The 24029-nt window shown below is 40.2% G+C and carries 22 protein-coding genes; 12 read left to right on the forward strand and 10 right to left on the reverse strand.

Going from position 1 to position 24029, the window contains the following annotated elements; genetic code table 11:
• Positions 1–2: 2 nt before the first annotated feature.
• The 4 genes from ACO05G_RS02910 to ACO05G_RS02925 all read right to left on the reverse strand — a co-directional run bounded on the left by ACO05G_RS02910 (position 3) and on the right by ACO05G_RS02925 (position 5114).
• On the reverse strand, positions 3–698 hold the full coding sequence (locus tag ACO05G_RS02910; RefSeq protein WP_421764610.1) for a CPBP family intramembrane glutamic endopeptidase: 696 nt from the start codon (positions 696–698) through the stop codon (positions 3–5).
• A 23-nt stretch (positions 699–721) separates the two neighbouring features.
• On the reverse strand, positions 722–928 hold the full coding sequence (locus ACO05G_RS02915) for a helix-turn-helix domain-containing protein (RefSeq protein WP_421764611.1): 207 nt from the start codon (positions 926–928) through the stop codon (positions 722–724).
• A 3-nt stretch (positions 929–931) separates the two neighbouring features.
• A complete protein-coding gene (locus ACO05G_RS02920) occupies positions 932–1513 on the reverse strand; it encodes a DUF2975 domain-containing protein (protein ID WP_421764612.1) in 582 nt (193 codons plus the stop codon).
• A 331-nt stretch (positions 1514–1844) separates the two neighbouring features.
• The gene (locus ACO05G_RS02925) at positions 1845–5114 is read right to left on the reverse strand and encodes a S41 family peptidase (RefSeq protein ID WP_421764613.1); all 3270 of its coding nucleotides are present in this window, start codon (positions 5112–5114) and stop codon (positions 1845–1847) included.
• A 124-nt stretch (positions 5115–5238) separates the two neighbouring features.
• Here ACO05G_RS02925 and ACO05G_RS02930 point away from each other — a divergent pair, with 124 nt between their 5' ends.
• Both ACO05G_RS02930 and ACO05G_RS02935 read left to right on the forward strand, forming a co-directional pair.
• Positions 5239–6480 carry an MFS transporter gene (locus tag ACO05G_RS02930; RefSeq protein ID WP_421764614.1) on the forward strand — a complete coding sequence of 414 codons (1242 nt, stop codon included), beginning with the start codon at positions 5239–5241 and terminating at the stop codon, positions 6478–6480.
• A gap of 37 nt (positions 6481–6517) precedes the next feature.
• On the forward strand, positions 6518–8404 hold the full coding sequence (locus ACO05G_RS02935) for a RecQ family ATP-dependent DNA helicase (protein WP_421764615.1): 1887 nt from the start codon (positions 6518–6520) through the stop codon (positions 8402–8404).
• Positions 8405–8437: 33 nt separating this feature from the next.
• On the opposite strand, the gene ACO05G_RS02940 is transcribed toward ACO05G_RS02935, so the two are convergent.
• Entirely contained in the window at positions 8438–9625 is a 1188-nt protein-coding gene (locus ACO05G_RS02940) for a phosphoglycerate kinase (RefSeq protein ID WP_421764616.1), read from the reverse strand.
• Between the two features lie 94 nt (positions 9626–9719).
• On the opposite strand from ACO05G_RS02940, the gene ACO05G_RS02945 reads away from it, so the two are divergent.
• Entirely contained in the window at positions 9720–10460 is a 741-nt protein-coding gene (locus tag ACO05G_RS02945) for a TspO/MBR family protein (RefSeq protein ID WP_421764617.1), read from the forward strand.
• A gap of 2 nt (positions 10461–10462) precedes the next feature.
• Here ACO05G_RS02945 and ACO05G_RS02950 read toward each other — a convergent pair whose 3' ends face one another.
• Positions 10463–11437 carry a polyprenyl synthetase family protein gene (locus ACO05G_RS02950; RefSeq protein ID WP_421764618.1) on the reverse strand — a complete coding sequence of 325 codons (975 nt, stop codon included), beginning with the start codon at positions 11435–11437 and terminating at the stop codon, positions 10463–10465.
• A 160-nt stretch (positions 11438–11597) separates the two neighbouring features.
• Here ACO05G_RS02950 and ACO05G_RS02955 point away from each other — a divergent pair, with 160 nt between their 5' ends.
• Both ACO05G_RS02955 and ACO05G_RS02960 read left to right on the forward strand, forming a co-directional pair.
• Positions 11598–13271: a 1-acyl-sn-glycerol-3-phosphate acyltransferase gene (locus tag ACO05G_RS02955; protein WP_421764619.1), complete on the forward strand. Its 1674-nt coding sequence runs from the start codon at positions 11598–11600 to the stop codon at positions 13269–13271.
• Complete coding sequence (locus tag ACO05G_RS02960; RefSeq protein WP_421764620.1) at positions 13249–14313, forward strand: NAD(P)H-dependent glycerol-3-phosphate dehydrogenase; 1065 nt, start codon at positions 13249–13251, stop codon at positions 14311–14313. Before ACO05G_RS02955 ends, ACO05G_RS02960 begins: the two co-directional genes overlap by 23 nt.
• Before the next feature lie 46 nt (positions 14314–14359).
• Here the strand turns inward: ACO05G_RS02960 and ACO05G_RS02965 are convergent, their stop codons facing one another.
• The 3 genes from ACO05G_RS02965 to ACO05G_RS02975 are packed head-to-tail and all read right to left on the reverse strand — an operon-like array spanning position 14360 to position 16455.
• The gene (locus ACO05G_RS02965) at positions 14360–15421 is read right to left on the reverse strand and encodes a hypothetical protein (protein WP_421764621.1); all 1062 of its coding nucleotides are present in this window, start codon (positions 15419–15421) and stop codon (positions 14360–14362) included.
• On the reverse strand, positions 15393–15908 hold the full coding sequence (locus ACO05G_RS02970) for a hypothetical protein (RefSeq protein WP_421764622.1): 516 nt from the start codon (positions 15906–15908) through the stop codon (positions 15393–15395). The genes ACO05G_RS02965 and ACO05G_RS02970 overlap by 29 nt, the downstream gene beginning before the upstream one ends.
• Positions 15901–16455, reverse strand: a complete 555-nt coding sequence (locus tag ACO05G_RS02975) for an RNA polymerase sigma factor (RefSeq protein WP_421764623.1) — start codon at positions 16453–16455, stop codon at positions 15901–15903. Before ACO05G_RS02975 ends, ACO05G_RS02970 begins: the two co-directional genes overlap by 8 nt.
• Before the next feature lie 267 nt (positions 16456–16722).
• On the opposite strand from ACO05G_RS02975, the gene ACO05G_RS02980 reads away from it, so the two are divergent.
• The 3 genes from ACO05G_RS02980 (at position 16723) to ACO05G_RS02990 (ending at position 19732) form a co-directional block, all read left to right on the forward strand.
• The gene (locus tag ACO05G_RS02980) at positions 16723–18285 is read left to right on the forward strand and encodes a hypothetical protein (protein ID WP_421764624.1); all 1563 of its coding nucleotides are present in this window, start codon (positions 16723–16725) and stop codon (positions 18283–18285) included.
• 99 nt (positions 18286–18384) lie between these two features.
• A complete protein-coding gene (locus ACO05G_RS02985; RefSeq protein WP_421764625.1) occupies positions 18385–19392 on the forward strand; it encodes a 3-oxoacyl-ACP synthase III family protein in 1008 nt (335 codons plus the stop codon).
• A 181-nt stretch (positions 19393–19573) separates the two neighbouring features.
• The gene (locus tag ACO05G_RS02990; RefSeq protein WP_421764626.1) at positions 19574–19732 is read left to right on the forward strand and encodes a hypothetical protein; all 159 of its coding nucleotides are present in this window, start codon (positions 19574–19576) and stop codon (positions 19730–19732) included.
• Between the two features lie 354 nt (positions 19733–20086).
• Here the strand turns inward: ACO05G_RS02990 and ACO05G_RS02995 are convergent, their stop codons facing one another.
• Positions 20087–20905 (reverse strand): alpha/beta fold hydrolase, encoded by an 819-nt coding sequence (locus ACO05G_RS02995; RefSeq protein ID WP_421764627.1) that lies wholly within the window; start codon positions 20903–20905, stop codon positions 20087–20089.
• A 48-nt stretch (positions 20906–20953) separates the two neighbouring features.
• Between ACO05G_RS02995 and ACO05G_RS03000 the strand changes: the two genes are divergently transcribed.
• The 4 genes from ACO05G_RS03000 to ACO05G_RS03015 are packed head-to-tail and all read left to right on the forward strand — an operon-like array spanning position 20954 to position 23969.
• Positions 20954–21892, forward strand: coding sequence for a phosphoribosylaminoimidazolesuccinocarboxamide synthase (locus tag ACO05G_RS03000; RefSeq protein WP_421764628.1), 939 nt, complete (start codon positions 20954–20956; stop codon positions 21890–21892).
• 6 nt (positions 21893–21898) lie between these two features.
• Positions 21899–22270 carry an STAS domain-containing protein gene (locus ACO05G_RS03005; protein WP_348284822.1) on the forward strand — a complete coding sequence of 124 codons (372 nt, stop codon included), beginning with the start codon at positions 21899–21901 and terminating at the stop codon, positions 22268–22270.
• A gap of 3 nt (positions 22271–22273) precedes the next feature.
• Positions 22274–23197, forward strand: a complete 924-nt coding sequence (locus ACO05G_RS03010) for a ribonuclease Z (protein ID WP_421764629.1) — start codon at positions 22274–22276, stop codon at positions 23195–23197.
• Positions 23187–23969 (forward strand): queuosine precursor transporter, encoded by a 783-nt coding sequence (locus ACO05G_RS03015; protein WP_421764630.1) that lies wholly within the window; start codon positions 23187–23189, stop codon positions 23967–23969. Before ACO05G_RS03010 ends, ACO05G_RS03015 begins: the two co-directional genes overlap by 11 nt.
• Positions 23970–24029: the final 60 nt, after the last annotated feature.

The raw sequence follows: 24029 nt of genomic DNA on the forward strand, positions 1-24029 counted from the left end.
CCTTAAAGATGATTCTGAATGGACATACTATTCAAAATGACATGCGCAATGATGAGTGGCCATAAGTTTCTTCCGGATACTACATAAACGATCCCAAATACCAAGCCAATCATACCGGTTGTAATGGAGCGATCAGACAGATCATAACTGTGTCTAAATCCAAAAATGACTGCTTGAATAAATACGGCCAAAATCGTGGAAATGAGTTTATTTCCAAATAAGGATTCGAATCGATTTAGTGAAAAGCCACGATCCTGCAATTCTTCAAGGAGGGATTCCGTCCATATAATAATCACGATAAAGATTTGGAAGGCAAGACTTTTCTCAACGACTCTAGTTATCTCTTCTACTACACCACTAGTCTCTTCAGGTCCCGAAGAAATGATTTCGTAAAGGATGATACATACTATTGTTGAAATAAATGTAATACCAGCAATACCCAGCATCCTCCAGATATTGTCTGGTTTAATGAGACCTATATCTCTCCAGGATTGCTTTCGATAATAAAGCAGGAAGGTTGCTACTCCCACAGTAGATATGGATCTTAGCAAACCATTCCCCCAAAATCCAATTTGTTCGATGTGGACTTCTCTGATGAGAAACATCACGGAGAGAAATATGGAAAGGTCTATTAAGGCATGAATTGGTTTCCCCTGGCTTGCAGGATTAACCAAGGTATTCTTTTTTTGGTTATTCAACTCGTTTTAAAATTTAGGTTTGATTAGGACTTGGTGTATGCCAACAAATCGCCTGGCTGACAATCAAGGGCCTCACAAAGAGCTTCAAGCGTGGTAAAACGCATCGCTTTTGCTTTACCGGTTTTCAAGATAGACAAATTAGCTTCAGTTATTCCAAGCTGGTGGGCCAGATCTTTTGATCGGATCTTCCGCTGTGCCATTACGACATCAAGATTTACAATAATAGGCATGGCTCAGATGGTTAATTTATTCTCTTCCATCAATTTGTTGCCCTCTTTAAAGATTTCCGCTAAGACAAAACATACCAGGGCGAATAGTGCATACTTAAAGTTTAGCGCAGTAGTCATGGTTACACCGAAGGTTTCACCGAATTCAGTTAAAGGTTTTATTGAGGGAATTGCTACAGCAAACCATATAAGAAATAGTTGTCCCATTTTTCGGAATGAAAAGACATTTTCAAATCGAAATGTCTCTAAACTCGAAATGGATTTGATGATGCGTATTGACAATTGGATAATCTTAAAAAGAATCGCGACCATAGTCAAGCTTCTAACGCAAGTGAAGTAAAAGTAGAATGTTCCAAATTCACTTAATGGCGGGCTTAGCGGAACGCCTCCCCCGGGGATTGTCTCAAATGAGGGGCTAGTCTCAAATTTAAAAATGGATGAGTCTTGCACGATATGAATTTTCTCAAGAAACGAAAGTTCCAACGGCCAGGCGATCATGAAAAACACGAGCAATGCACCTAAAAGGATATCCAATCCTAGGATAAACCGTGCGGCGAGCGCTGCGACTTTTAAGATATTATTATTCATAATTGCTAATTAATTTTTGCAATTATATAAATAATTATTGAAAAACAATAATTTAATAATTATTAACAATAAAAAAGCCTCACATCGTTGTGAGGCTTCATATTTATCGTTTGCTCTTCCGAATTTGAAATTCGGAAACCATTAGTTCAGGATTTCAAATCCCGAATAGCTTGATCAGAGAAGAGGGTGTCTCAAAAGCATCAAAGCTCGTCATCGCGAGGAAACGAACAGGGCCGCCTGTCGGCGATCTTAGCATCATTTACGATGCTTTTAAAGAGATTGCTTCACTTTGTTCGCAATGACGGCACACTTTTGAGACAGCTTCTTCATATTAATTTTTCTTGTTGTTTTTAAACGACTTGTCCGGGTATGGAGGAGGCGGTGGAACTGGTCGTGGATCTTCTTGAATCTTTTGTTTCAAGTGTTCGATTGCTTTATCCAACTGGGCATCCTTTCCATTAAAAGTGGCATGAGGCAGGTTGTCAATCTCGATATCAGGTTCAAATCCTCTTCCTTCAATGCGCCACTCACCGTCCGCATACACACCAAACATAGGAGCACGTGCAAGACCACCATCACTGAGTCGATTGCCGCTATGCAGCCATATTTCACCACCCCAGGTTCTCGTTCCTATAGTGGTACCCAGCCCTAATTCGGTAAAGCCATCAGCGAAGGCCTCACCATCAGAATAGGTGTTTTCATTTACCAACACAGCAATATGTCCTCTGAAAGCGTACGGCATATTCCAGTATGGTTCCCCTGAGCGTGCCTGCCAGTACATCCAGGCTTTTCGCAATAGCTTTTCTAAAATGAAACTATCAATGTTTCCACCCCAGTTGTATCGCACGTCAACGATCAATCCCTGACGATTAAATACCGGATAGAATTCTCGATAAAACTGATTGATATCTCGGCTACCCATCGCTCGGAGGTGTAGGTATCCAATGGTCTCATCAGATTGCTGATCTACGTATTTACGATTGCTGTATTCCCAATCACGATACCTGAGGTTAAAGGCACTACCAATTGGTTTTACGATGATGTCCCGAACACTTGAACCACGTTTGATCGCCAATCTGACCTGCTTACCCACCTGATTTCGAATCAGATCACCTATATCATTCGAGGAGAGCGAGGCTTTACCATTAACACTTGTAATGATATCGCCTTCTTTTACATCAAGATACGGATCATCTAATGGTGATTTCTCGTCCGGATAATCGGGATCTACCTTGTAGATGTAATCGATGCGGAATCCTCCAGCAGCTTCATCCCGGGTAAATACCCCACCCAGATTGGCAACAGGTATGTTCTTTTCATCACTTCTCGTATCACCACCTCGCACGCTTGTGTGAAGAGCTGCCAATTCACCAACAAATCGTCCGATCAGATCCGAAAGCTCATTTCGAGTGGTTACCCGATCAACCAATGGTAAATATTTGGCATGCATCGCATCCCAATCAACACCGTGCATGTTTTTATCATAGAAGTAGTCTCTTTCCATTCTCCAGGCATCCGTAAACAACTGCTTCCATTCTTTTCGTGGGTCAATTGGAAATTTCCAGCCACTCAAATCCACTTTTCCATCACTCAAGTCACTGACTGGCCCAGTTCCTGCATCTACAACATAGAAATTTCGCTGTTTTGAAACCATTAACTTCTTACCGTCTGCAGTCATGTCAAATTGATTAACGTCACTGACCATGGTTTTCACTTCAGGATCTTCGTTGGTGATTTTGACTACCGCGAGATGACTTTTTGCTCCAACACCTGTTTCTTGTGATGTCACATACAGGGCCTTATCATTTACTTCTAATCCAAAATAGTTGCCTGGCTTGACTGGTACTTCCAGAAGGCGTTCCTGGATACCATCCTGATCGATTGCAACATTGACACCTGTATCTTCTTCCTCACCTTTTTTCTTTTTCTCCCCATCGTCTTTCTTCTCATCATCACCTGAATAAAGCTCATCTGCCGGCCTAAATGGTGATCGATTACCTTTCTGAAGTGGAATGTGATAGATTTTTTCGCTTACATCAAAATAAGGTTCAGGTTGTCTTGTTCCCCACGGACTACCTACAAGTGTGGTAAAATTTCGATCAGAGATGAAATAAATAAACTTGCCATCCGGGCTCCATCTGGGGTTAAAGCTATTGGCCCGATCTGTAGTAAGGGCAAATTGCTGCTTGGTATTTACATTGTATACCCAAATTTGTGCCATACTGTTTTTTGCAGCCTGCACATAAGCCAGCCATTGGCTGTCAGGTGACCAGGAGAAATCCCAGATACCTTCCTGATTCGTTGAGATTTTAGCACTTACTCCAGTAGATGCATTGAGTACGTACATGTTGCTTTCCAAATCATCATAAGCAATCCATTTATCATCTGGTGATGGGGCTCCACCATATCTCAGTAAGTTACCGTCATTGGTGATGGCAGTTTCTTTTCCTAACCCATCAGCAGGCATTTTTACAAATTCAAACTCTCCGGTTTCGTCGGATAGAGCGATTACGGAATTACCATCCGATGAGAACGTTGCATCGCGATACCTAACTCCATCTTTTTCAGTAAAGGAGACGGTTCTTCCTGCTTTTGTAGGTACAACGAAAACACGACCTCTTGCCGTAATCGCAATTTTGGATCCATCCTTATTGGGATTCACCGAAGTGATGTATTGTGAGGGGTTGTCTTCCCATTTTTCTCTCAGCTGATCCAGGTCAGAAGCAAGTGTTATTGTTATTTTTTCTGAGGCGCTTGATGCGATGGTATACTTCCAAAGATCAGCGCCTAATTGATACACAATAACACCATTGGAAACATTCGCAGAGCGAACATCAAAATCAGCATGAGTAGTATGTTGCTTTTTATCAGCTCCATTTTCATCCATGGACCAAACATTCATAATTCCATCTCTGTCAGATAGAAAATAAATTCTACCATTATGCCACATTGGGTGGTGACTTTCTCCATCATAGTCAGGGGTGAGTTTGATGGCTTCATCTGAGCCAAAGGTGAATTTCCAGATTTGACGAGCAGTGCCCCCTTTATATCGTTTAGTCACATTGTTATGATCAGCAGGTCTTACGAAGTACACCGTTTGTCCGTCAGAACTAAACGAAGCTTCACTTGCCTGATCAAGAGGAATGACCGTTTTCACTTTTGTTTCTGTATTAATTGTGACCAATCGATCATCCGGTTTTTTATTGTAGGCCCAGGTGGCATAAACGATCTTACCATCTGGCGTCCAGGCCGTGGCTGTAGACGGCTCGCTTTCATACGTCCAGCGCGTAGTTATTCCACCATTGATTGGCATGGTATAAATTTCAGTAGGGCCCTCATAACTCGCCGAAAAAAGGATGGTGCTTCCATCTGGAGAGATGATTGGTAATAGTTCTTCTTCGGGGTGAGTTGTCAGCCGTTGTGCCAGGCCTCCTGAAAGGGGGACAGACCAAAGATCTCCTTCAGCACAAAATATTATTTGATTATTATGGACATCCGGATTTTGGTAATAACCCTCAAAGCCCTGACTCTTGACAGTTGTCAATGAAAGCAAAAGCACGCAAAATAGTGCTCCAATAAAACGTAACGATTTGGAAAACATAGTTTTAGGTATTGTTGTACTATTAAAACTAATTCTCTTTAGGATTACATTTTAATTTTTAACACTCTTTAGGAAATCACAAGTGATGAGCGGTCACCTTTAAAGAATTTCGATAAATTTCATTGTGCAAAAGTCAAAAACCAATTGGATTTACATCATGCTTCTCATTCTGGCCGGGGAGGCAGTTTTTATTCTTCCATTTGTACTCCAGCGAGTATTCCGTGCTACTGTCCTTGATGTTTTTCAAATCAACAACACCGAACTTGGACTTTGTTTTACTGCATATGGATTAGTGGCCATGGTTTCTTATCTCTTCGGGGGTCCGATAGCGGATCGCTTTGAGCCGCGCAAACTAATTGCATGTTCTTTATGGTTTACAGCTTTAGGAGGTATAGTTTATGCCAGTTTCCCAGGGTTTTATGTCCTACAGGTATTGTATGGTTTTTGGGGATTTAGCACCATTTTTCTCTTCTGGTCTCCGATGATTAAAGCTGCTCGTATATGGGGAGGAGCAAAAGATCAAGGGAAGACTTTTGGGATTTTAGACGGAGGAAGAGGACTTGTTGGAGCGCTATTTGGAGTATTTACTGTAGCTCTTTTCGCAAACTCTTTAGCGGGCAATGTAGATGCGTTGCTGGAAGAAACCAGAGCAGCATTTAAAATGGCTATATATGGATCTTGCTTGCTTATTATCATCATTGGTGTTCTGGTTTGGTTCTATCTAAAAACTGCGAGTGAGGATGATCAAAAAGTTGATCAGATTTCTTTCAAGCTGGTGAAGGAGGTTGCGAAACTGCCAGTTGTATGGCTTTTGATGGTGATCATCTTGACAGCCTATGTAGGTTACAAAACGACAGATATTATTTCTTTATACGCCAGAGATGTTTTGAGTTATGAAGAAATCGCATCCGCACAAATTGGAACCTTTCTTTTGTTTATAAGACCCATCGCCGGCGTAGCAGTTGGTTTTATTGCTGATCGATATAACATCACCCGATGGTTGATTATCAGTTTTGTCATTACAGTTATGGGTTCGTTGTGGTTTGCAAGTGGATTGGGGCATGCTTTTCTCCCTCTTTTCCTGGTTTCAATTTTCACTCTGGCAGGTGGAGTGTACGCTGCGCGAGCACTTTATTTTGCTGTGCTGGAAAAAGGTAAGATTCCATTACACCTTACCGGCACTGCAGTAGGTCTAGCTTCATTCATCGGCTTTACACCGGATGTATTTGCCGGAGTAATGGTTGGCACCATCCTTGACGCTTATCCTGGACAGTCAGGACATCAATACGTTTTTTTAGTGTTGGCAGCCTTTTCTGTAGTTGGTTGCTGGGCTGCCTGGAGGTATCATCGCATCAGTTGCCGATAATGTTTGAAGCTATCAAAAAGCCCGATAACTTCGTCCAATGAATCCATCGGAGATCCTTTTAAAATACTGGGGTTACACCACATTTCGCTCAAAGCAAGAGGAGATCATTCAATCTATTTTAGATGACAATGATACACTGGCCTTGCTACCTACAGGAGGAGGTAAATCAGTTTGTTTTCAGGTTCCTACGCTGGCTATGGAGGGTATTTGCATTGTTGTTTCACCTCTTATTTCGTTGATGAAAGATCAGGTAGAGCAACTCCAAAATAAAGGCATAAAAGCTGCTGCTATCTATTCAGGAATGAGTAGGAGGGAGATAGACATCACGCTGGACAATTGCATCTATGGAAATTTTAAGTTTTTATATGTCTCCCCGGAAAGACTGAAGACAGAAATATTCATTGAGCGTGCGCGGCAAATGAACATATGTTTGCTTGCGATCGATGAAGCGCATTGTATTTCTCAATGGGGGTACGATTTCAGACCTCCATACCTGGAGATAGCAGCCTTTAAAAATGAGCTCGGAATAGGCAGACTCATTGCCCTGACCGCCACAGCTACCAAAGAAGTAAAGGCCGATATCATTGAAAAGCTGGAGATGAAAGACGCTAAAGTCTTTCAAAAAAGCTTCGCTCGGGCTAATCTTTCGTATTCAGCTTTCAAGCTGGAGAATAAGGAAGGAAAGATGCTGGAAATCCTTACAAATGTACCCGGGACATCTGTGGTGTATGTAAGAAGCAGAAAGCGAACTAAGGAGATTGCCGACATGCTAAATAGGCAGCAGATTTCAGCAGATTATTACCATGCCGGACTCCTTGGACAACAACGCTCGGAGAAGCAGAGCGCATGGATAAATAATCAGGTTAGGGTGATTGTTGCTACTAATGCCTTCGGAATGGGAATTGATAAATCAGATGTTCGGACGGTCATCCATATGGATCTACCTGATTCACTTGAAGCGTACTATCAGGAGGCTGGCAGAGCAGGGCGTGATGGCAAAAAGGCGTATGCAGTTGCCCTATTCCATGTTCAGGACATTGATGAGCTAAAAGATCGAACGGATCGAACGATCGTTTCCTTAGCGGAAATAAAACGCACCTATCAGGCACTGGCCAATTTCTATAAAATGGCAATTGGAAGTCATGCATATACCAGCTTTCCATTTAATTACGAGCAGTTTATTAATACCTACAATCTTCCTGTAGTTGAAACTTATGCTGCTTTAAAGAAATTAGGAGATGAAGGCCTCATTCAAATGACCGATGGCTTTTATGAGCAGTCAAAGATTACGTTTCTCTTAGATAAGGGGGAGACGTATAAGTTTCAAATTGCGAACCCTAAGCTGGACCCAGTTATAAAGACTTTGCTAAGACTGTATGGGGGGGAGGTGTTTGCCGGATATGCAAAGATCAAAGAAAAGGATATTGGGTCCTTGTTAAAGTCAGATAAGGTACAAGTACGTAAATGGCTAAAATTTCTGAATGATAGTGAAGTGATAGATTATCAATCGGCTATGGATTCAGCAACTATCACATTTTTGACTCCACGACTAGATCCTGAAAAGCTTCCGATTGATAGCAAGCAAATTGAATGGCGAAGAACACTTGCCCGTGAGAAAGCCCAGGCAGTTATTGACTACATGAACTCCACCGAATGTCGTACGCAGATTTTCCAACGGTATTTTGATGAAGAAACATCTCTTACCTGCGGAATTTGTGACAATGATCTGGAGACTAAGAAACGCTTAAAAGCAAGTGAAATACCAGTTGAGAAAGTCGAAGAGACTCTGGATGCCCCACGAAACATAACCGAACTACGGGCATTAATGTCCGGTTTCACCCAAGATCAGATAATGGAAGCCTTAAGAATCCTAATTGAGGATAAGAAAGTCATTGAGAGCGAGGGGAAGTTTAGTTTGCTCTAGCCCTTCTAGGACACTCATTTACTTTGCTGAATCTCAATCTTCCAGCGCCGCTACTCCAGGCAATACCTTTCCTTCCATGTACTCCAGCAATGCCCCACCACCAGTTGAGACGTATGATACCTTGTCACCATAGCCAAGGTTATTGACTGCCGCGGCAGAATCACCACCTCCGATAAGAGAAAATCCTCCGTGCTCAGTTGCTTTAACTACTGCCTGAGCAATCGTGTTGGTTCCTTCAGCAAAGTTGCTCATTTCGAACACCCCCATTGGCCCGTTCCATAAAACGGTTTTTGATTTTTCAATGATGTCTGAGAATACTTTTCGAGATTCTGGTCCTACATCAAGCCCCATCCATCCATCAGGGATAGCATAGTTGTCTGCGGTTTGCTTGTTCGCATTGTTGTTGAAATCATCAGCGATGATTGAATCTTTCGGTAATTGAAGGTCTACCCCCTTTTCTTTTGCTTTTGAGATGAGTTCTTTGGCGAGTGATAGTTTATCTTCCTCAACAAGCGAATTCCCTATTTGACCTCCCATTGCTTTGAAAAAGGTGTAGCTCATACCTCCGCCAATAATCAAGTGATCTACTTTATCCAGTAGCTGCTCTATAATCATTATTTTGTCTGAGATCTTGGCACCACCCATTATAGCTGTAAATGGACGTTCTGCTTTTTCAAGAACTTTTTGCGCGTTTTCAAGTTCAGCATGCATCACATTACCGCAGCATTTCTCATCAAAAAACTTAGCAACTACAGTTGTAGAAGCGTGTGCTCTATGAGCTGTTCCAAAAGCATCGTTTACGTAAATATCTCCATGAGAAGCCAGTGCTTTTGCAAAGGCTTCATCACCGGCAGTTTCCTCTTTATAGAAGCGAACATTGTCAAGCAAGAGTACTTCGCCCTCCTTAAGCTTGTCGGAGAGCTCCCTGGCAGATTCACCAATGCAGTCATCGCCAAACTTGACATCCACACCAAGTTTGTCACTCAGATTTTTCACAATATGACGGAGTGAGAATTTATCCTCCGGACCATTTTTTGGACGTCCCAGGTGAGACATAATGATGCATGAACCTCCGTCCGAAAGAATTTTTTTTAGCGTGGGGATTGCGGCATTAATTCGTGTCTCATCAGTCACTTCCATGTGCTCATTGAGAGGCACATTAAAGTCTACTCTGATCAAAGCTTTCTTTCCTTTAAAATCGTAATCGTGGATGGTCTTCATGCGGTTATTCGTTAGAGACCGCAAACATAAGAAGGGTTAGGCAATTTATGGATTGAACAATCTCATTAGCTTACGGTTGAAACGAAAAGATTTTATGTCACGAGTAATTCCGATTTTCTCTTTAGGTGTAGTTCTACTAGTTAATTTCCTGGCAAACTACTTACCAATTGGAGGACGAACGACAGGAGATGTATCGGATGCGTATCCGACTTTATTTACTCCAGCAGGCTTCACCTTTTCGATATGGGGAGTTATATACTTGTTCCTAATTGCTTATGTGGTCTATCAGTTTCTTTCAAGAAATGCCGATCGAAAAATCTTCGATCGGATCAATCGACATTTTGTGGTCAACTGTGCCGCTAACACGCTTTGGATATTTGCCTGGCATTACGAATTGATCACACTGGCTTTGGTTTTAATGATTGTGATTTTGAGTTCGCTTATCGGAATTTACAGGCATATTTTACCGGGTAAGGTTCAGGGATTTCGGGATCGGTTATTTATAAAAACTCCGTTCAGTTTGTATTTAGGCTGGATTACGGTGGCCACTCTTGCTAATATCAGTATTGAGCAGGTGGTAATAGGCATGGATGACTGGTTGCTTACGAATACCGTTTGGGTCTTTGTAGAACTAGCTCTGGCAGGAGCTATTGCAACAGTGATGATCATTCGCTACAGGGATCCAATATTTGGAGCTGTCGTCGCATGGGCCGCTTACGGTATAACAGAGAAACAAACTTCCTATCCAGAAGTGGCCGGTGCTGCAGCTGCGGTTATGATACTCGTTTTAGTTATACTGATTATAGAGGGAATACGAAGTGTGATTTACAGATAAAGCTACTTAGTTCGCTCTATAGTGAATTGGACTAAATCCTCAAGTGATGATCTGTAATTAGACTCGGGAAGCGTATTCAATAGGTCTTTCGCCTTTTGATGATAATCTTCCATTACGGAAATCGCATATTCAATTCCGCCTGATGCTTGCACAAAGTCTATTACATCATGAACCAGTTTTGGCTTTTTATCAGCCCTTTTTATTAATTTTTTTATGCGTCTGCGCTCTAGTTTAGAGGCATTACTCAGCGCATGGATTAAAGGAAGTGTTATTTTCTTCTCCTTGATATCTATTCCCCGTGGTTTCCCAATTTCAAAAGTCCCATAATCAAACAAGTCATCCTTGATTTGAAAGGCCATGCCCACCGCAAGGCCAAATTCACCCATTTTTTCAATTGTTTCGTCATCAGCTCCTGCGGAGGAAGCTCCAACCTTACAGCATGATTTAATTAAACTGGCGGTCTTTTGGCGAATAACCTGATAATATACGTCTTCGGTGATATCTAGTGTCTTGGATTTTGCCATCTGAAGTAACTCACCCTCACTCATCTCCTTTACTGGTTCAGTGGTTATTCGAAGAAGATCAATGTCATCATTTTCCATCGATAGGAGCATGCCTTTGGCTAATAAAAAGTCACCAACTAGGACGGCAATCTTATTTTTCCAGAGCGCGTTGATGGAGAAAAACCCTCGACGCATGTTGGAGTCATCCACTACATCGTCATGAACCAGGGAGGCGGTGTGTAGCAACTCTATTAAAGATGCTCCTCGGTAGGTAGCTTCTGAAATATTTCCGGTTGCACCGGCACTTAGAAAGACAAATAAGGGACGCATTTGCTTGCCTTTTCTCCTTACGATGTACCCGGTGATTTTATCAAGGAGCATCACCTTGCTTTTCATGGATGAACGGAATTTTTTTTCAAATTCGTTCATCTCATTTGTGACAGGCTTTTGTATGTCTTTTAAGCTTAGTGACATTTCGATTGCAATAATACAGAGGATAGAGATTAGCTCACTTATAAATGCATTGCCTTTTAATCAATTAGGTGCTTTAATGTTTGAATTTTAACCTTTTCGACATTCAATATTTAAATTATTGGGGTTAGAACTATCTTTCCGCCAATTTCTAAAAAAGCAAATGCGGAGAAAGAAAGTCAGGTATTCAGAAATTATTCCAAATAAAAGCGAATGGCCGATTATAAAATTATCCAGGGAGCGCAAGGAGTTCATTGATGAAGTAACAGCTGAAACCTACGATCAATTGGTAGGCACTAAGAACGGATCGTTGAGGGAGGAGATAGAAATGACAATTCATCGGGAGAAATTACGAATGAAAGCCAACCCTTGGAGGGTTGACCCGCCTGATGAAAAGGTGTATTGGAAAAACATTCAAGCCAGGTTGCTTGACATTAATCCAGACGAGAAAGACAAGGCCAAAGAACTAGAGAAGGAGCTGTTAAGTGAAATTATCAAGCGATACACACAGGAAATCGCAGGAAACTTTAAAAATTCAGCTTATCAATTTGCCCAAAGTTTTGTGACTTTTGGTTTCGCAAGACTATTAAACGCAGCTCGTGTAAAAGGTCTATTGTCCCTATTCAGCCGTCGACTTGATCTCGATGATAAAATACACGTGATTGGAGAAACTGAGCACATTCGCTCGTTGGCAAAGAAAGGAACGGTTGTGATGGTCCCTACTCATTTTAGTAACCTGGATTCGATTTTGATTGGATGGGCTATTCAATATTTGGGGTTACCGCCATTCATTTATGGAGCAGGATTAAACCTCTTTAATATCAAAATCCTCGCGTACTTCATGAATAGCCTCGGAGCGTACAAAGTAGACCGAAGAAAGAAAAATCCGATTTACCTCGAAACACTCAAAACGTATTCAAGAAATGCGATTAAGAGGGGTTGCCATTCTTTATTTTTTCCAGGAGGTACCAGGTCAAGATCGGGTGAGATTGAGACAAACCTTAGAATGGGTCTGTTGGGGACTTCAATTGAGGCTCAGCGTGAACTTTATTTAAATGCCAAAGAAGGTGATGAGGTTAAGAAAGTATTCATTATTCCAGTGGTTATTAACTACCACTTTACGCTGGAAGCACCCTCACTTATTCGTGATCATCTGAAAAGAACTGGAAGAGAGAGGTATTACGTAGAAGCGGATGAGTTTTCTACCTCCTATAAGCTGGGTACGTTCATGTTTAAATTTTTCACCAAGGGATCCGATATATCGGTGAATGTTGGAAGAGGAATGGATATTCTGGGAAACTATGTAGATAACGATGGGAATAGTTTTGATAAGAATGGAAACCCTATCAATGTAAGAGATTATTTCCTGAGAGAGAAGAAAATTACGTTTGATGCACAGCGTGAGAAAGAGTACGTGAGGGTCCTTGCAAAACGAATTGTGGAAGAATTCCATAAATATAATCGGGTATTTGCCAGTCACCTGGTAGCATTTACTGCATTCAAAATGCTTGAAAGAAAGAATCCAAAGCTAGATATCTATCATGTGCTTCGTTTACCTGACGAAGATTTGGTGCTGGATTATGAGGAGTTTAAGAAAAATTTTAAAAAGCTTCGAACGCGTCTCAACAACATTCATGAAAAAGGCCAGGTTGACATGGCCGATCACATGAAAAAATCAGCCACCGAAGCAATTGAACACGGATTACAAAATGTAGGCTTATATCATGACCAACGACCACTGATCAAAAGGGGAGATAAGATCATCGTGCAGGATACAAATACGCTCTATTACTATCACAACAGAATGAATGGATATGGACTCGAAAAGTACATCTAAGGAAGTTGTTGGGGTAATAGGAGCCGGTAGTTTTGGTACTGCTGTTGCCAACATCCTGGCAGAGAATGAGGCGAAAGTTATTTTGTACATTCGCGATCCTGAGAAAACCAAGAAGATTGCAAAGGAGCGTGTTAGCTCCGGACAAATACTGCATGAGAATATTGAGGTAACTAATACGCTGGAAGAGGTACCAGAACAATGTGAGGTCATTTTTCCGATGGTCCCATCAGCCAATTTTAGGGATATGATCATCAAATTGGCTCCTCATCTGAGGCCTTATCATGTGCTCATTCACGGGACTAAAGGGTTTGATCTCTATGTGCCTGAAAAACAAAAAATCAATCGTAATAACCCATTAACACGAGAACATGTCAGAACGATTTCTGAGGTTATCAAAGAGGAAACCTCAGTGCTACGTGTGGGATGCCTGGCTGGACCAAATCTAGCCAGGGAGTTGGATCAACGAAAACCTGCTGCATCAGTGGTGGCATCACACTTTGACGAAGTAGTGAAAATTGGTCAGCGACTTTTGAAAAATGATCGATTTATGATCTACGGTAGTAGAGATTTGATTGGCATTGAACTGTGCGGGGTTCTAAAAAACATTATAGCAGTAGGAGCCGGAACTATTGCAGGAATGGACCTGGGAGAAAACGCCAAGTCTTTATTTATCAGTAGGGGACTGGTTGAAATGGTATACATAGGAAAAGCACTCGGAGGCAATGCTCAGGCTTTTCTTGGACTAGCTGGTGTTGGAGATCTGATTGCGACGTGCACCTCCAATCTTAGTAGAAACTATACCGTGGGGTACCGGTTAGCTAAAGGAGAAACACTCGATGAGATCATTGAATCCATGGATGAGGTTGCTGAGGGCGTGAAAACAATCAATATTGTGAATCAGTTAGCCGAATCATATCGGGTGAGATGTCCTATTACGGAAACCCTATACAAGATCATTCATGATAAAATGACCATTCAGGAGGCTCATGTTTATTTAATGAGTTTCCCTTTCCGAGCTGAAATAGATTTTATTGAGGGATAAAAAAAGCTGTGAATTAAAATTCACAGCTCTAACGGAATCATGCTTGTTAGTCCATTTTTAATCTAAGATTTCCATAACTGGAATCTATTCGGATAATTTTATTTGGATCACCCGCACCAATTTTTCCTCTATATGTGCTGTTATTGGATTCCTTCACTCGATAATTAAAGGTTGCATCTACATCAGAAGCGTACTTTAAATCAGAAAAAGAGAACTCGGCATCAATGTTTGCATTCATACCTCTTTCCAAGCTGATATCATACGAACCGAATTTCCCGTCTATATCAACCAAGGTAAAAGTCTTAGCGAGTTTATCAATCTTAAAGTCGCCCAGATAGCTGCATTTTAATTCTAAACTTCCTGTCAGCTCTTCAATATCAAATCCGGAGAAATGAGCATCAGCATCAATTTTGCCGGCTTTCTCAATTTCAATACTTCCATATTTACTTTCCAACTCAAGATCAGTTACTTCTCCTATTTCAACATCAGAGAATCCCTGAGTAAGGTCTAAAAGGTCCGCACCGTCAAATTCAAAATCTGAATATTTGATCGTTGCTTCACCATCCTTTATTCGCCCAATGCTACCGCTTCCAAAGGAGAGTTTTAGCTCCGTTTCCCCTGCAACATCCCCAACCCTCATTGAACCATAGGACACGTTAATAGTCAGATCATTCCCTCTGTTACCCATGGTTACGTCTCCAAAACTATTTTTTACTTCAAGTGGATTACTATCTGGCATATAGACGGTATAGTTAACCTCAAAGCCTTCTTCTTTCTTATTATTAACATTATCAATTTCTGTTTCAAAAACGATTTCTGCGCTCCCTTCCGTTATATCGATTTCAATAGCATCCAGAATTTTTTGAGCACGATCATCATTGCGCCCTTTACCGATAATTTCTACTTTAATATCAAATTCACTCTTGGTCCAGGAATTGAATTCAACCTTACCAAATTTGTTTTCTATTTTCAATTTGGTAGTAGCGCTTACCTTGTAGTTTTTCTCTACGTATTTTTTCTTTTCTTCCTGACCACCTGCGAATGCAGTGAAAACCAGCAATAGAGAAAGTGTTACTAATTTATATTTCAATGGATATGTCGTTTTCATTGTTTTGGTTTTTGATGTTTTGTAAAATGTCCAGTTGTTTATTTAGGATTTCAAGTCTTAGCTGCAGGTTGCTAATCATTGCATCCATTACCCGGTCATTAGAAGCATTCGTTTGGTAGGTTCTCTTTAACTCCTCATACATGGAATCCAATTGGTCGATTTCTACTAGAAATTGTTCATGTTCTTCTGGTGTGAGCTGAGCTTTTATTTCTTTTCGGCGAAGACTAATCAGGCCAACATAGTAGTCTTCAGCCTGTGTGAATTCTTCACTTAAAAGAGGTTCTTCATCATTAGTGGTTGCTTTTTCAACCATCAGATATACAGTCGAAACCATGAAAAGAACCGCAGCTACCTTCCACATATTTGGCCAAATTGATCGTTTTTTTCCTAGCTTTTGATCAATGGCATTCCAAGCGTTTTCTGAAGGAGTAGCATCATCAAATGCTTCTCTGTTATCTATTATGAATTTTTCAAATTGATCACCCATAGTTTACCTCCTGTCTTACAATCATTTTTAATTTGTCTTTTGCTCGCTTATACTGAGATTTTGAAGTTGATTCAGTAATTCCCAATATTTCACTTATCTCCTTGTGGTCATACCCTTCAAATAAATAAAGGGATAGTACCGTTCTGAATCCGGTTGGCAATTCATTTATTGCACTTTTAATCTGATCCACCGTATAGTTTGGTTCAGCATTATCCGGTTCATATTCGCTGACATCTTCTTTTATATCCTCAGCCAGCATTAGGTCTTTTTTTATTCGCTGTACCTGATTCAGCGCTTTATTAATTACAATACGTTTTAACCAGGCGCCAAATGAGGCATCCTCCCGATAACTATCCAGTTTTTGAAATGCACTTACAAATGCTTCCTGCAAAACATCCTCGGCATCATCTTTATCCCCCATGATTCGCAAGGCAGTATTAAACATTGCTTTGTTGTACAGTTTATATATCTCAAACTGAGCAGAGCGATCTTCATTTCTGCACCTGGTAATCAGGTCGGCATGGATATTTATCGTGTTAGCTTCCAATTTTCAGGTTAGTTCATAGTAAAGACTTGACAATATTTCAGGAGTTGCATATCAGCTATAAAATTTATCAATATTGCTGTGAAAAAGCAGAGTGGTTACAGAATTTAGCATTTTCGTATTTAGTGTATAAAAAAATCCTTCTTACCCATTAGTTGTTATTTATTCAATGAGTACTTAATTTAAGAATTTTGAAATTGTTTAACTCATTTATTCATAGTGATTTAGGCTTATTTAATTAAACTTGTACAAGAATTATAATTTGGAAATATGACAAGAGCTTTTCGCGTTTTTTGTATCTCTCTTACGTTATTTGTTTTTTCCGATCTTCAGGCTCAACAAATATTTAAGATGTATGCAGAAGCTGAAGAAACATTTTATGAGGAGGATTTCGCGGAGGCACTTATCCAATATCAGGCGATTGAGGAAATCGATTCTGCTTATGAAGATATTAAGTATAAAATTGAAATCTGTAAGCTTCTTTCCATTACTCAATATGAAAATATGGAGCCTTTCAATGACTATGAAGAGGTAATGGCAAATAGAGATAAATTCTATTTTTATTGGAAAGGTAGAATTCAAATGAAGGAGTATGAGTTTGAGGAGGCTGTAGAATCACTTCGGAAGTTTATAGAACTCCCAGCTAAAAAAAGTGACATCATTTTAGAAGAAGCACGTAGATGGATAAACTGGGGTATTAATGCAAAAAGGTTTATGGATAACCCAAAATACTATGAAATACATCTGCTTGAAAAAGGGATTAATTCAAAGTACGCGGAGCTTAGTCCTGTGTATTTCTCAGAAAACGAAGAATTGTTATTCCTTTCTAATAGAGATGAATCAAGACCCGACCAATTTCAGATTTATCACTCGAAGCACAAGGGTGATAGAACATGGACCGATCCTACGGTTATTTATAACGTAGGTGTGTTTAATAGAGATAACGCAAATATTGAAGTTGTTGATGATGATGGACGACTATTTCAATTCAGAACCGATAAGGGAGGTGATTTATTTTACAGTGAACCAACAGAGAGCAAAACCGGATGGTCAGTGCCGAGAGAATTTGACAGTAAAATTTCATCAACTCATTTAAGTTCTCATTTCTTTATCAATGAACATGAGGATAGAATAATTTTCGCAAAGAATGTTGGCACAAAAAAGGATCCGAATCTAGATTTATTTGAGTCATTCAAAGATCCATCTACTGGAGAATGGAGTAAACCAGGATTGTTTGCCACCACCATTAATAGCGAATACAATGAGGATAGTCCTTATTTAAGTCCAGATGAAAAAACAATCTATTTCGCTTCAGATGGTCATGAAACAATGGGCGGGTATGACATTTTTAAATCAGAGTATGATTCAGCAACATTTTCATGGTCCGAACCTGAAAACCTTGGATTCCCGGTAAATACACCGGATGATGAAATTCATTTCAAACTTAATCACGATCAGATGTCGGGATATTTTACATCCAACAGACTTCATACGTTAGGTGATTATGATATTTTCTTTTTTTGGGAAATACATACCGTCAAAATCAAGGGTCGGATATTTGATGAAACTGAAAAGCCAATTACCAATGCAAGAATTTTCTTCCGCCCGGTTGAATATACAGACATGTATTTTTTCTCTGCCATTAGCAGTGACGGGAGTTATGAAATGGTGATTAATGCAGATGATGTTTATGAAGTAGAGATTAAAATAGATGGTTCAAATGAATTACTCCATTTGGAAGATTTCGAGATTCATGCTACCGGAGGTGTTAACACGACCTATATCAAAGACTTCACTGTTACACGAAAAGAAGAGCAAGAATTAGATCAGTAGGTTAAATACTGGATAGTTTTCTTGTTTTCCGTTTGTGCAAGTTCTTTCAAATCAAGAGGTCTTATAGTGACCTTTTTTTTATATTGAAATAAAAACAGCATGTATACCTCTATTATTGCAGGTCTTGGACATTATGTACCCGATAATGTTGTGACCAATGAAGATTTGTCCAAAATAATGGACACGAACGACGAATGGATTGTTGAACGAACAGGCATTAAGGAGCGCAGGTGGATAGACCCAAAGACCGGTGATAGTCCTTCAACAATGGGAACAAAGGCCGCCCGAATAGCAATTAAAAATGCAGGGCTAACTCCCGATGACATTGATTTTATCATTTTCGCTACACTAAGCCCCGATTACTACTTCCCAGGACCAGGAGTCATGGTACAGGAGCAACTTGGAATAAAAGAAATAGGCGCTTTAGATGTAAGAAATCAATGCAGTGGCTTTGTTTATAGCTTATCTATTGCGGACCAGTTTGTCAAAACAGGTATGTATAAAAATGTGTTGGTCATAGGTTCAGAAAATCACTCAGGAGGTCTGGAGAGGTCCACCAGAGGTAGAGGAGTCACAGTCATTTTTGGAGACGGTGCAGGTGCAGCAGTTGTTCAGCGTTCAGAAGATACAACACGAGGAATACTTTCCACACATTTACATTCAGAAGGAAAACATGCAGAGGAGCTTGCCTTGATTGGTCCAAGTACAGGAAGGTGGGTTCCTGAAATCATCAAAGACAATGACCCGGAAGATTCAACTTACTATCCATATATGAATGGAAACTTTGTCTTTAAGCATGCGGTTACTCGCTTCATGGAGGTAATAGGTGAAGCTTTAGCGACCAATAGTTGCAGGCCGGAGGATATTGACTTATTGGTTCCTCATCAAGCGAACCTTCGTATTAGTCAGTTTGTGCAAAAGAAAATGGGCCTTTCTGATGATCAGGTTTATAACAACATCATGAGATATGGAAATACCACTGCTGCCTCCATCCCCATCGCTATGAGTGAAGCGTTTCAGGAAGGAAAAATTAAACCGGGAAACCTTGTTTGTTTGGCTGCCTTTGGTAGTGGATTTACCTGGGCTTCTGCTCTTATAAAATGGTAGGTCTGCACACTATCCACTAATTCCGAATTGGACAAAACGTACGTTTTCATCGATAAAATTAGTATCGCACATCTTACAATTGCATTTTATAAAGAAGTTATTTAATTATTTTAATTATTCACTTAGAATAGTTAAATTTGTTCTCAACAAAGTATAAATCAACCGAAATCATAAAAGCGCAATGAAATTTGTAAAAACACTACTCGGAAAGTCTACAAACGAAAATCAGCTTAAACTAAAAAAAGAGTCAGGTGGAGAATGGGTCGTGCGAAAGGGAGCAACCGTTTTATATATCGGTTCAAAAGATAAGTGCGAGACGTATATGAGTCACGCGATGTAATTCAATTACTGAATATCTCACCAATGGGGCGATGCATTTAGTTATGTATGGCCCTTTTTTATTCCTATCAATCGATAAAATATAATGATTCATATAAAAAATTGTATTTTAATAAAAAAAAAATTATTATATTTATGTTTAATATTTGAATGATACAATTTTTGACTTAAAATATCTCACCATGAATCTTTTTAGGTTATTCGCAAAAAAAGACGACAATAAAATCCGATTAACAAAATCCCAAACAGGTGACTGGATGGTGAAGCGTGGTTTCAGCATCCTATATATTGGCAGCAGGGAAAAGTGTGAAACTTTTATGAAACAGACGTTAAGCGTCTAGCTATGGAAGATAGATCATTGACGATCCGCCAACAGGCGGATCGCCTTTGCTATCTCTTCGGGGTGTGACCAGGGAATAAAGTGATTGACTCCCTCCAGCATAACTACCTCCAAAATTGAATCAGCGAGCATTTTCTTTGCAAAATCGGCATTTTCCTTTGGAACCAACGAATCATCAGTGCCTTGAATCACAATAGTTGGGGTGGCAATTTTTGACCATAAAGGAAGCATATATGCTAATTCGTCTTTTAAGGGTAAAATTTCATCATTGCTCACCTCAAACTCTTTGGGTGTAATATATGCGCCAACCTCAGTATTTATTATACTTCGGTACCACTCATCTTCTTCCATTTCGGGATCTATTGATGGTGCCACCATAATAAGTCCTTCATATCTTTTGGGATTGTCCATCGCCATTCGTGCGATGATGGGACCTCCCAATGAATGTCCAATCAGTATTTTCTTCTTATCTGGAAATTGTTTTAAAACTTCATTGATTTGATATGCCTGTACTTTCAATGAAGGTTCAGCAACCCCAAAACCTGAACTCCCAAATCCAGGACGATCTACTGCCAGCATATCATATTTTGAAAGTAAAGAATCGACTTTGAAGAAATCAATGAAAGCATTCCAAGAGCCTGGCGAACCATGGACAAATACAAGCATTAACCCCTGCTTCTGATCCACATAGGCGTAATGCATATTACGACCTATGACCATTAAGTCACCAAATTGAATGTTTACATCAGATTCTAGTGTCTCTCTTGCTTTCTTATCGTCCATGCGAAATTCGCATGCGGACAAAATCAATAGTATTGCGAGTATTTTTTTCATCAAAATAGTGCCCATGCAATCGTACGCATAAAGCTATATTTGCCGTCTATGTCACAAGGCATCATTTCTACCGATTTTCAATTTAAAGGACAAACCGGCAAATACACCGGAAAGGTTCGTGAAGTATACGAATTTGGCGACAAACTAGCCATGATAGCAACGGACCGAATCTCCGCTTTTGATGTAGTACTTCCTAAGCCCATTCCTTTTAAAGGTCAGGTTTTGAACCAGCTGGCAGCTAATTTTTTGGCAGCAACTAAAGATATTGTGCCAAACTGGGTGGAGTGTACCCCTCACCCGAACGTTACTTTTGGTAAACGATGTGAACCTTTCAAGGTAGAAATGGTCATCAGAGGATACCTTACGGGCCATGCCTGGCGTGAGTATAGAGATGGAAAGCGATCACTTTGTGGTATGCCTATGCCGGATGGAATGAGGGAGAATGAAAAATTCTCTCGACCAATCATTACACCTACTACCAAAGCTGATGAAGGGCACGATGAAGATATTTCCCGCGAAGAAATTTTGAAGCAAGGGATAGTGGAAGAAGCAGATTATCTCCAACTAGAGGATTATACTCGAAAGCTTTTTCAAAGAGGTACAGAAATAGCTGAAGAAAGAGGATTAATTCTGGTAGATACCAAGTATGAATTTGGAAAATATCAAGGAGAAATCTACCTCATAGATGAAGTACATACACCGGATTCATCCAGGTATTTTTATGCTGAGCCTTACCTGCCTTTATTAGAAAAAAATGAACCTCAGAAACAGCTGTCAAAAGAATTTGTAAGACAATGGCTAATTTCAGAAGGGTTTCAGGGGAAAGAAGGTCAGCAGATACCGGAAATGCCGGAAGATCGAATTAAGATGATCTCGGATAGATACATTGAACTTTATGAGAACATCTCTGGTGAAAAGTTTGTTAAGGACGAATACTCCAATAAATTAGCTCAAATTAAAGAGGAAATTGCTCAAATAGTAGAATAAAGAATTATGGAATTTACAGTAGACAAATACGAAAATTATTCAATGGCGAAAATCAGCCAGGAAAAGGTTGATTCGACAGTGGCGCCAGAACTTAAGACAGAATTTATGGACCTTGCCCAGGATGGCGTAAAAAGCTTGATTGTGGATATGTCCAACGTGAAATATGTAGATTCCAGTGGTTTGAGTGCGCTTTTGGTTGGTAATCGATCATTTGGCGAGTCTGGGGCATTTGTACTTTACAATGTAACTGATCACGTGATGAAGTTAATTTCAATTAGCCAGCTGGATAAAGTGATGAATATCGTATCTGGACAAGAAGAGGCCGCTGATGTGGTATTGATGACAGAAATCAACAAAGGACAGGGCGCAGCGGAGTAAACCTTGAGCCTTGAATTACTGATATTAGGATCTAACTCTGCGGCGTTTGCACATCGTCGGCACCATACTGCACAAGTATTCAAGCTTCAGGAACAGCATTTCTTAATTGATTGTGGGGAAGGTACTCAGCTGCTCATGAAGCGGAATAAAGTAAAGCTTTCACGCATAGATCACATATTCATCTCCCATCTGCATGGAGATCATTACTTCGGTTTGATTGGACTATTGTCCACCATGCATCTGTTTGGGAGAAAAAAAGAATTGTTGCTGGTAGGCCCTCCAGGTCTCAAGGAAATTTTGCAATTGCAACTCAGGCATTCAGAGACCTCACTTAACTTTCACATCCGTTTTGTAGAATTTACCCCGGGGGAATCTGAGATGGTGATGGATCATCCAAAATTTACAGTTACCTCACTTCCTATGGACCATCGGGTCCCTTGCTCTGGATATCTCTTTAAAGAAAAACCGAAGAAACGTCGAATCAACAGAAACAAGCTTCAGGATGTACAACTATCCAATCTGGACATCATGCGACTAAAAGAAGGAGAGGATGTTTTAAATGCTGATGGATCAGTGAAATATGAAAATAAGTTATTGACACTGGATCCCAATCCAAGTTTCAGTTATGCATTTTTCTCCGATACTAAGTTACGACCACAGTTACAAGACATAATTAAAGGGGTTGACCTACTTTATCATGAAGCGACGTTTGCTAACGACATGGCCGAAAGAGCCGTCCAAACCTATCATACTACTGCGGAACAGGCCGCTAAATACGCAAAAGAAGCGGAAGTTGGAAAGTTAATATTGGGTCATTTTTCTGCTCGATATAAAGAACTGGATCCGATCCTAAAGGAAGCAAAAGCAGTATTTGAAAATTCCTATTTGGCAATTGAAGGAACCAAATTTGTGGTGGATGGGAAATAAAAGACAAAACCTCTTCATTATTCTGGGAGCGATTTTTCTTACCAATGCAATCCTGGCAGAGCTTATAGGAGTAAAAATCTTTTCGCTGGAACAAACCCTGGGCTGGGAGCCAGCAAGTCTGGATATCCTTGGGTACACACTCGACTTTAACTTAACTGCAGGGGTGATGATTTGGCCTGTGGTTTTTATTACCACTGATATCATCAACGAATATTTTGGTAAGGCCGGAGTTAGAAAGATCAGCTTTATCGCAGTAGGCTGTATTTCTTATGCCTTTTTAATGATCTGGCTGGTAACCAAGCTAAGCCCGGCTGAGTTTTGGTTGGAAGTGAATGATACTGATACAGAAGGCAATTACTTCAATATGAACTTTGCTTTCAATAAAATCTATACACAGGGACTAGGGATTATTGTGGGCTCCATCATTGCCTTCTTGATTGGTCAGATTTTAGATGTCATCGTGTTTCAACGGTTAAGAAAAATCACAGGTGAAAAAATGATTTGGCTAAGAGCTACAGGATCAACACTTATTTCACAGTTGATAGACAGTTTTGTAGTCCTGGCAATCGCTTTTTACATTCTCGCTCCTTCTGAGAGTAGGTGGGACTTTTCTCAAGTACTGTCGGTAGGCTCTCTGAATTATATTTATAAGTTTATCATTGCGATTGCCCTCACACCTTTAATTTACCTCGGGCACTTTCTCATCGATCGGTACCTGGGAAAAGAAGATGCGGACAAAATGAAGGAAGAAGCAAGTGCCAGTAGCTTTTAAGTGTAGACTGAGCAAGTGGCTTCTAGAGTTTTCTCAGTCTAATAAGTAAAACCTGTGTTC

It is taken from the genome of Ekhidna sp., from assembly GCF_965227465.1.
GTDB lineage: Bacteria > Bacteroidota > Bacteroidia > Cytophagales > Cyclobacteriaceae > Ekhidna.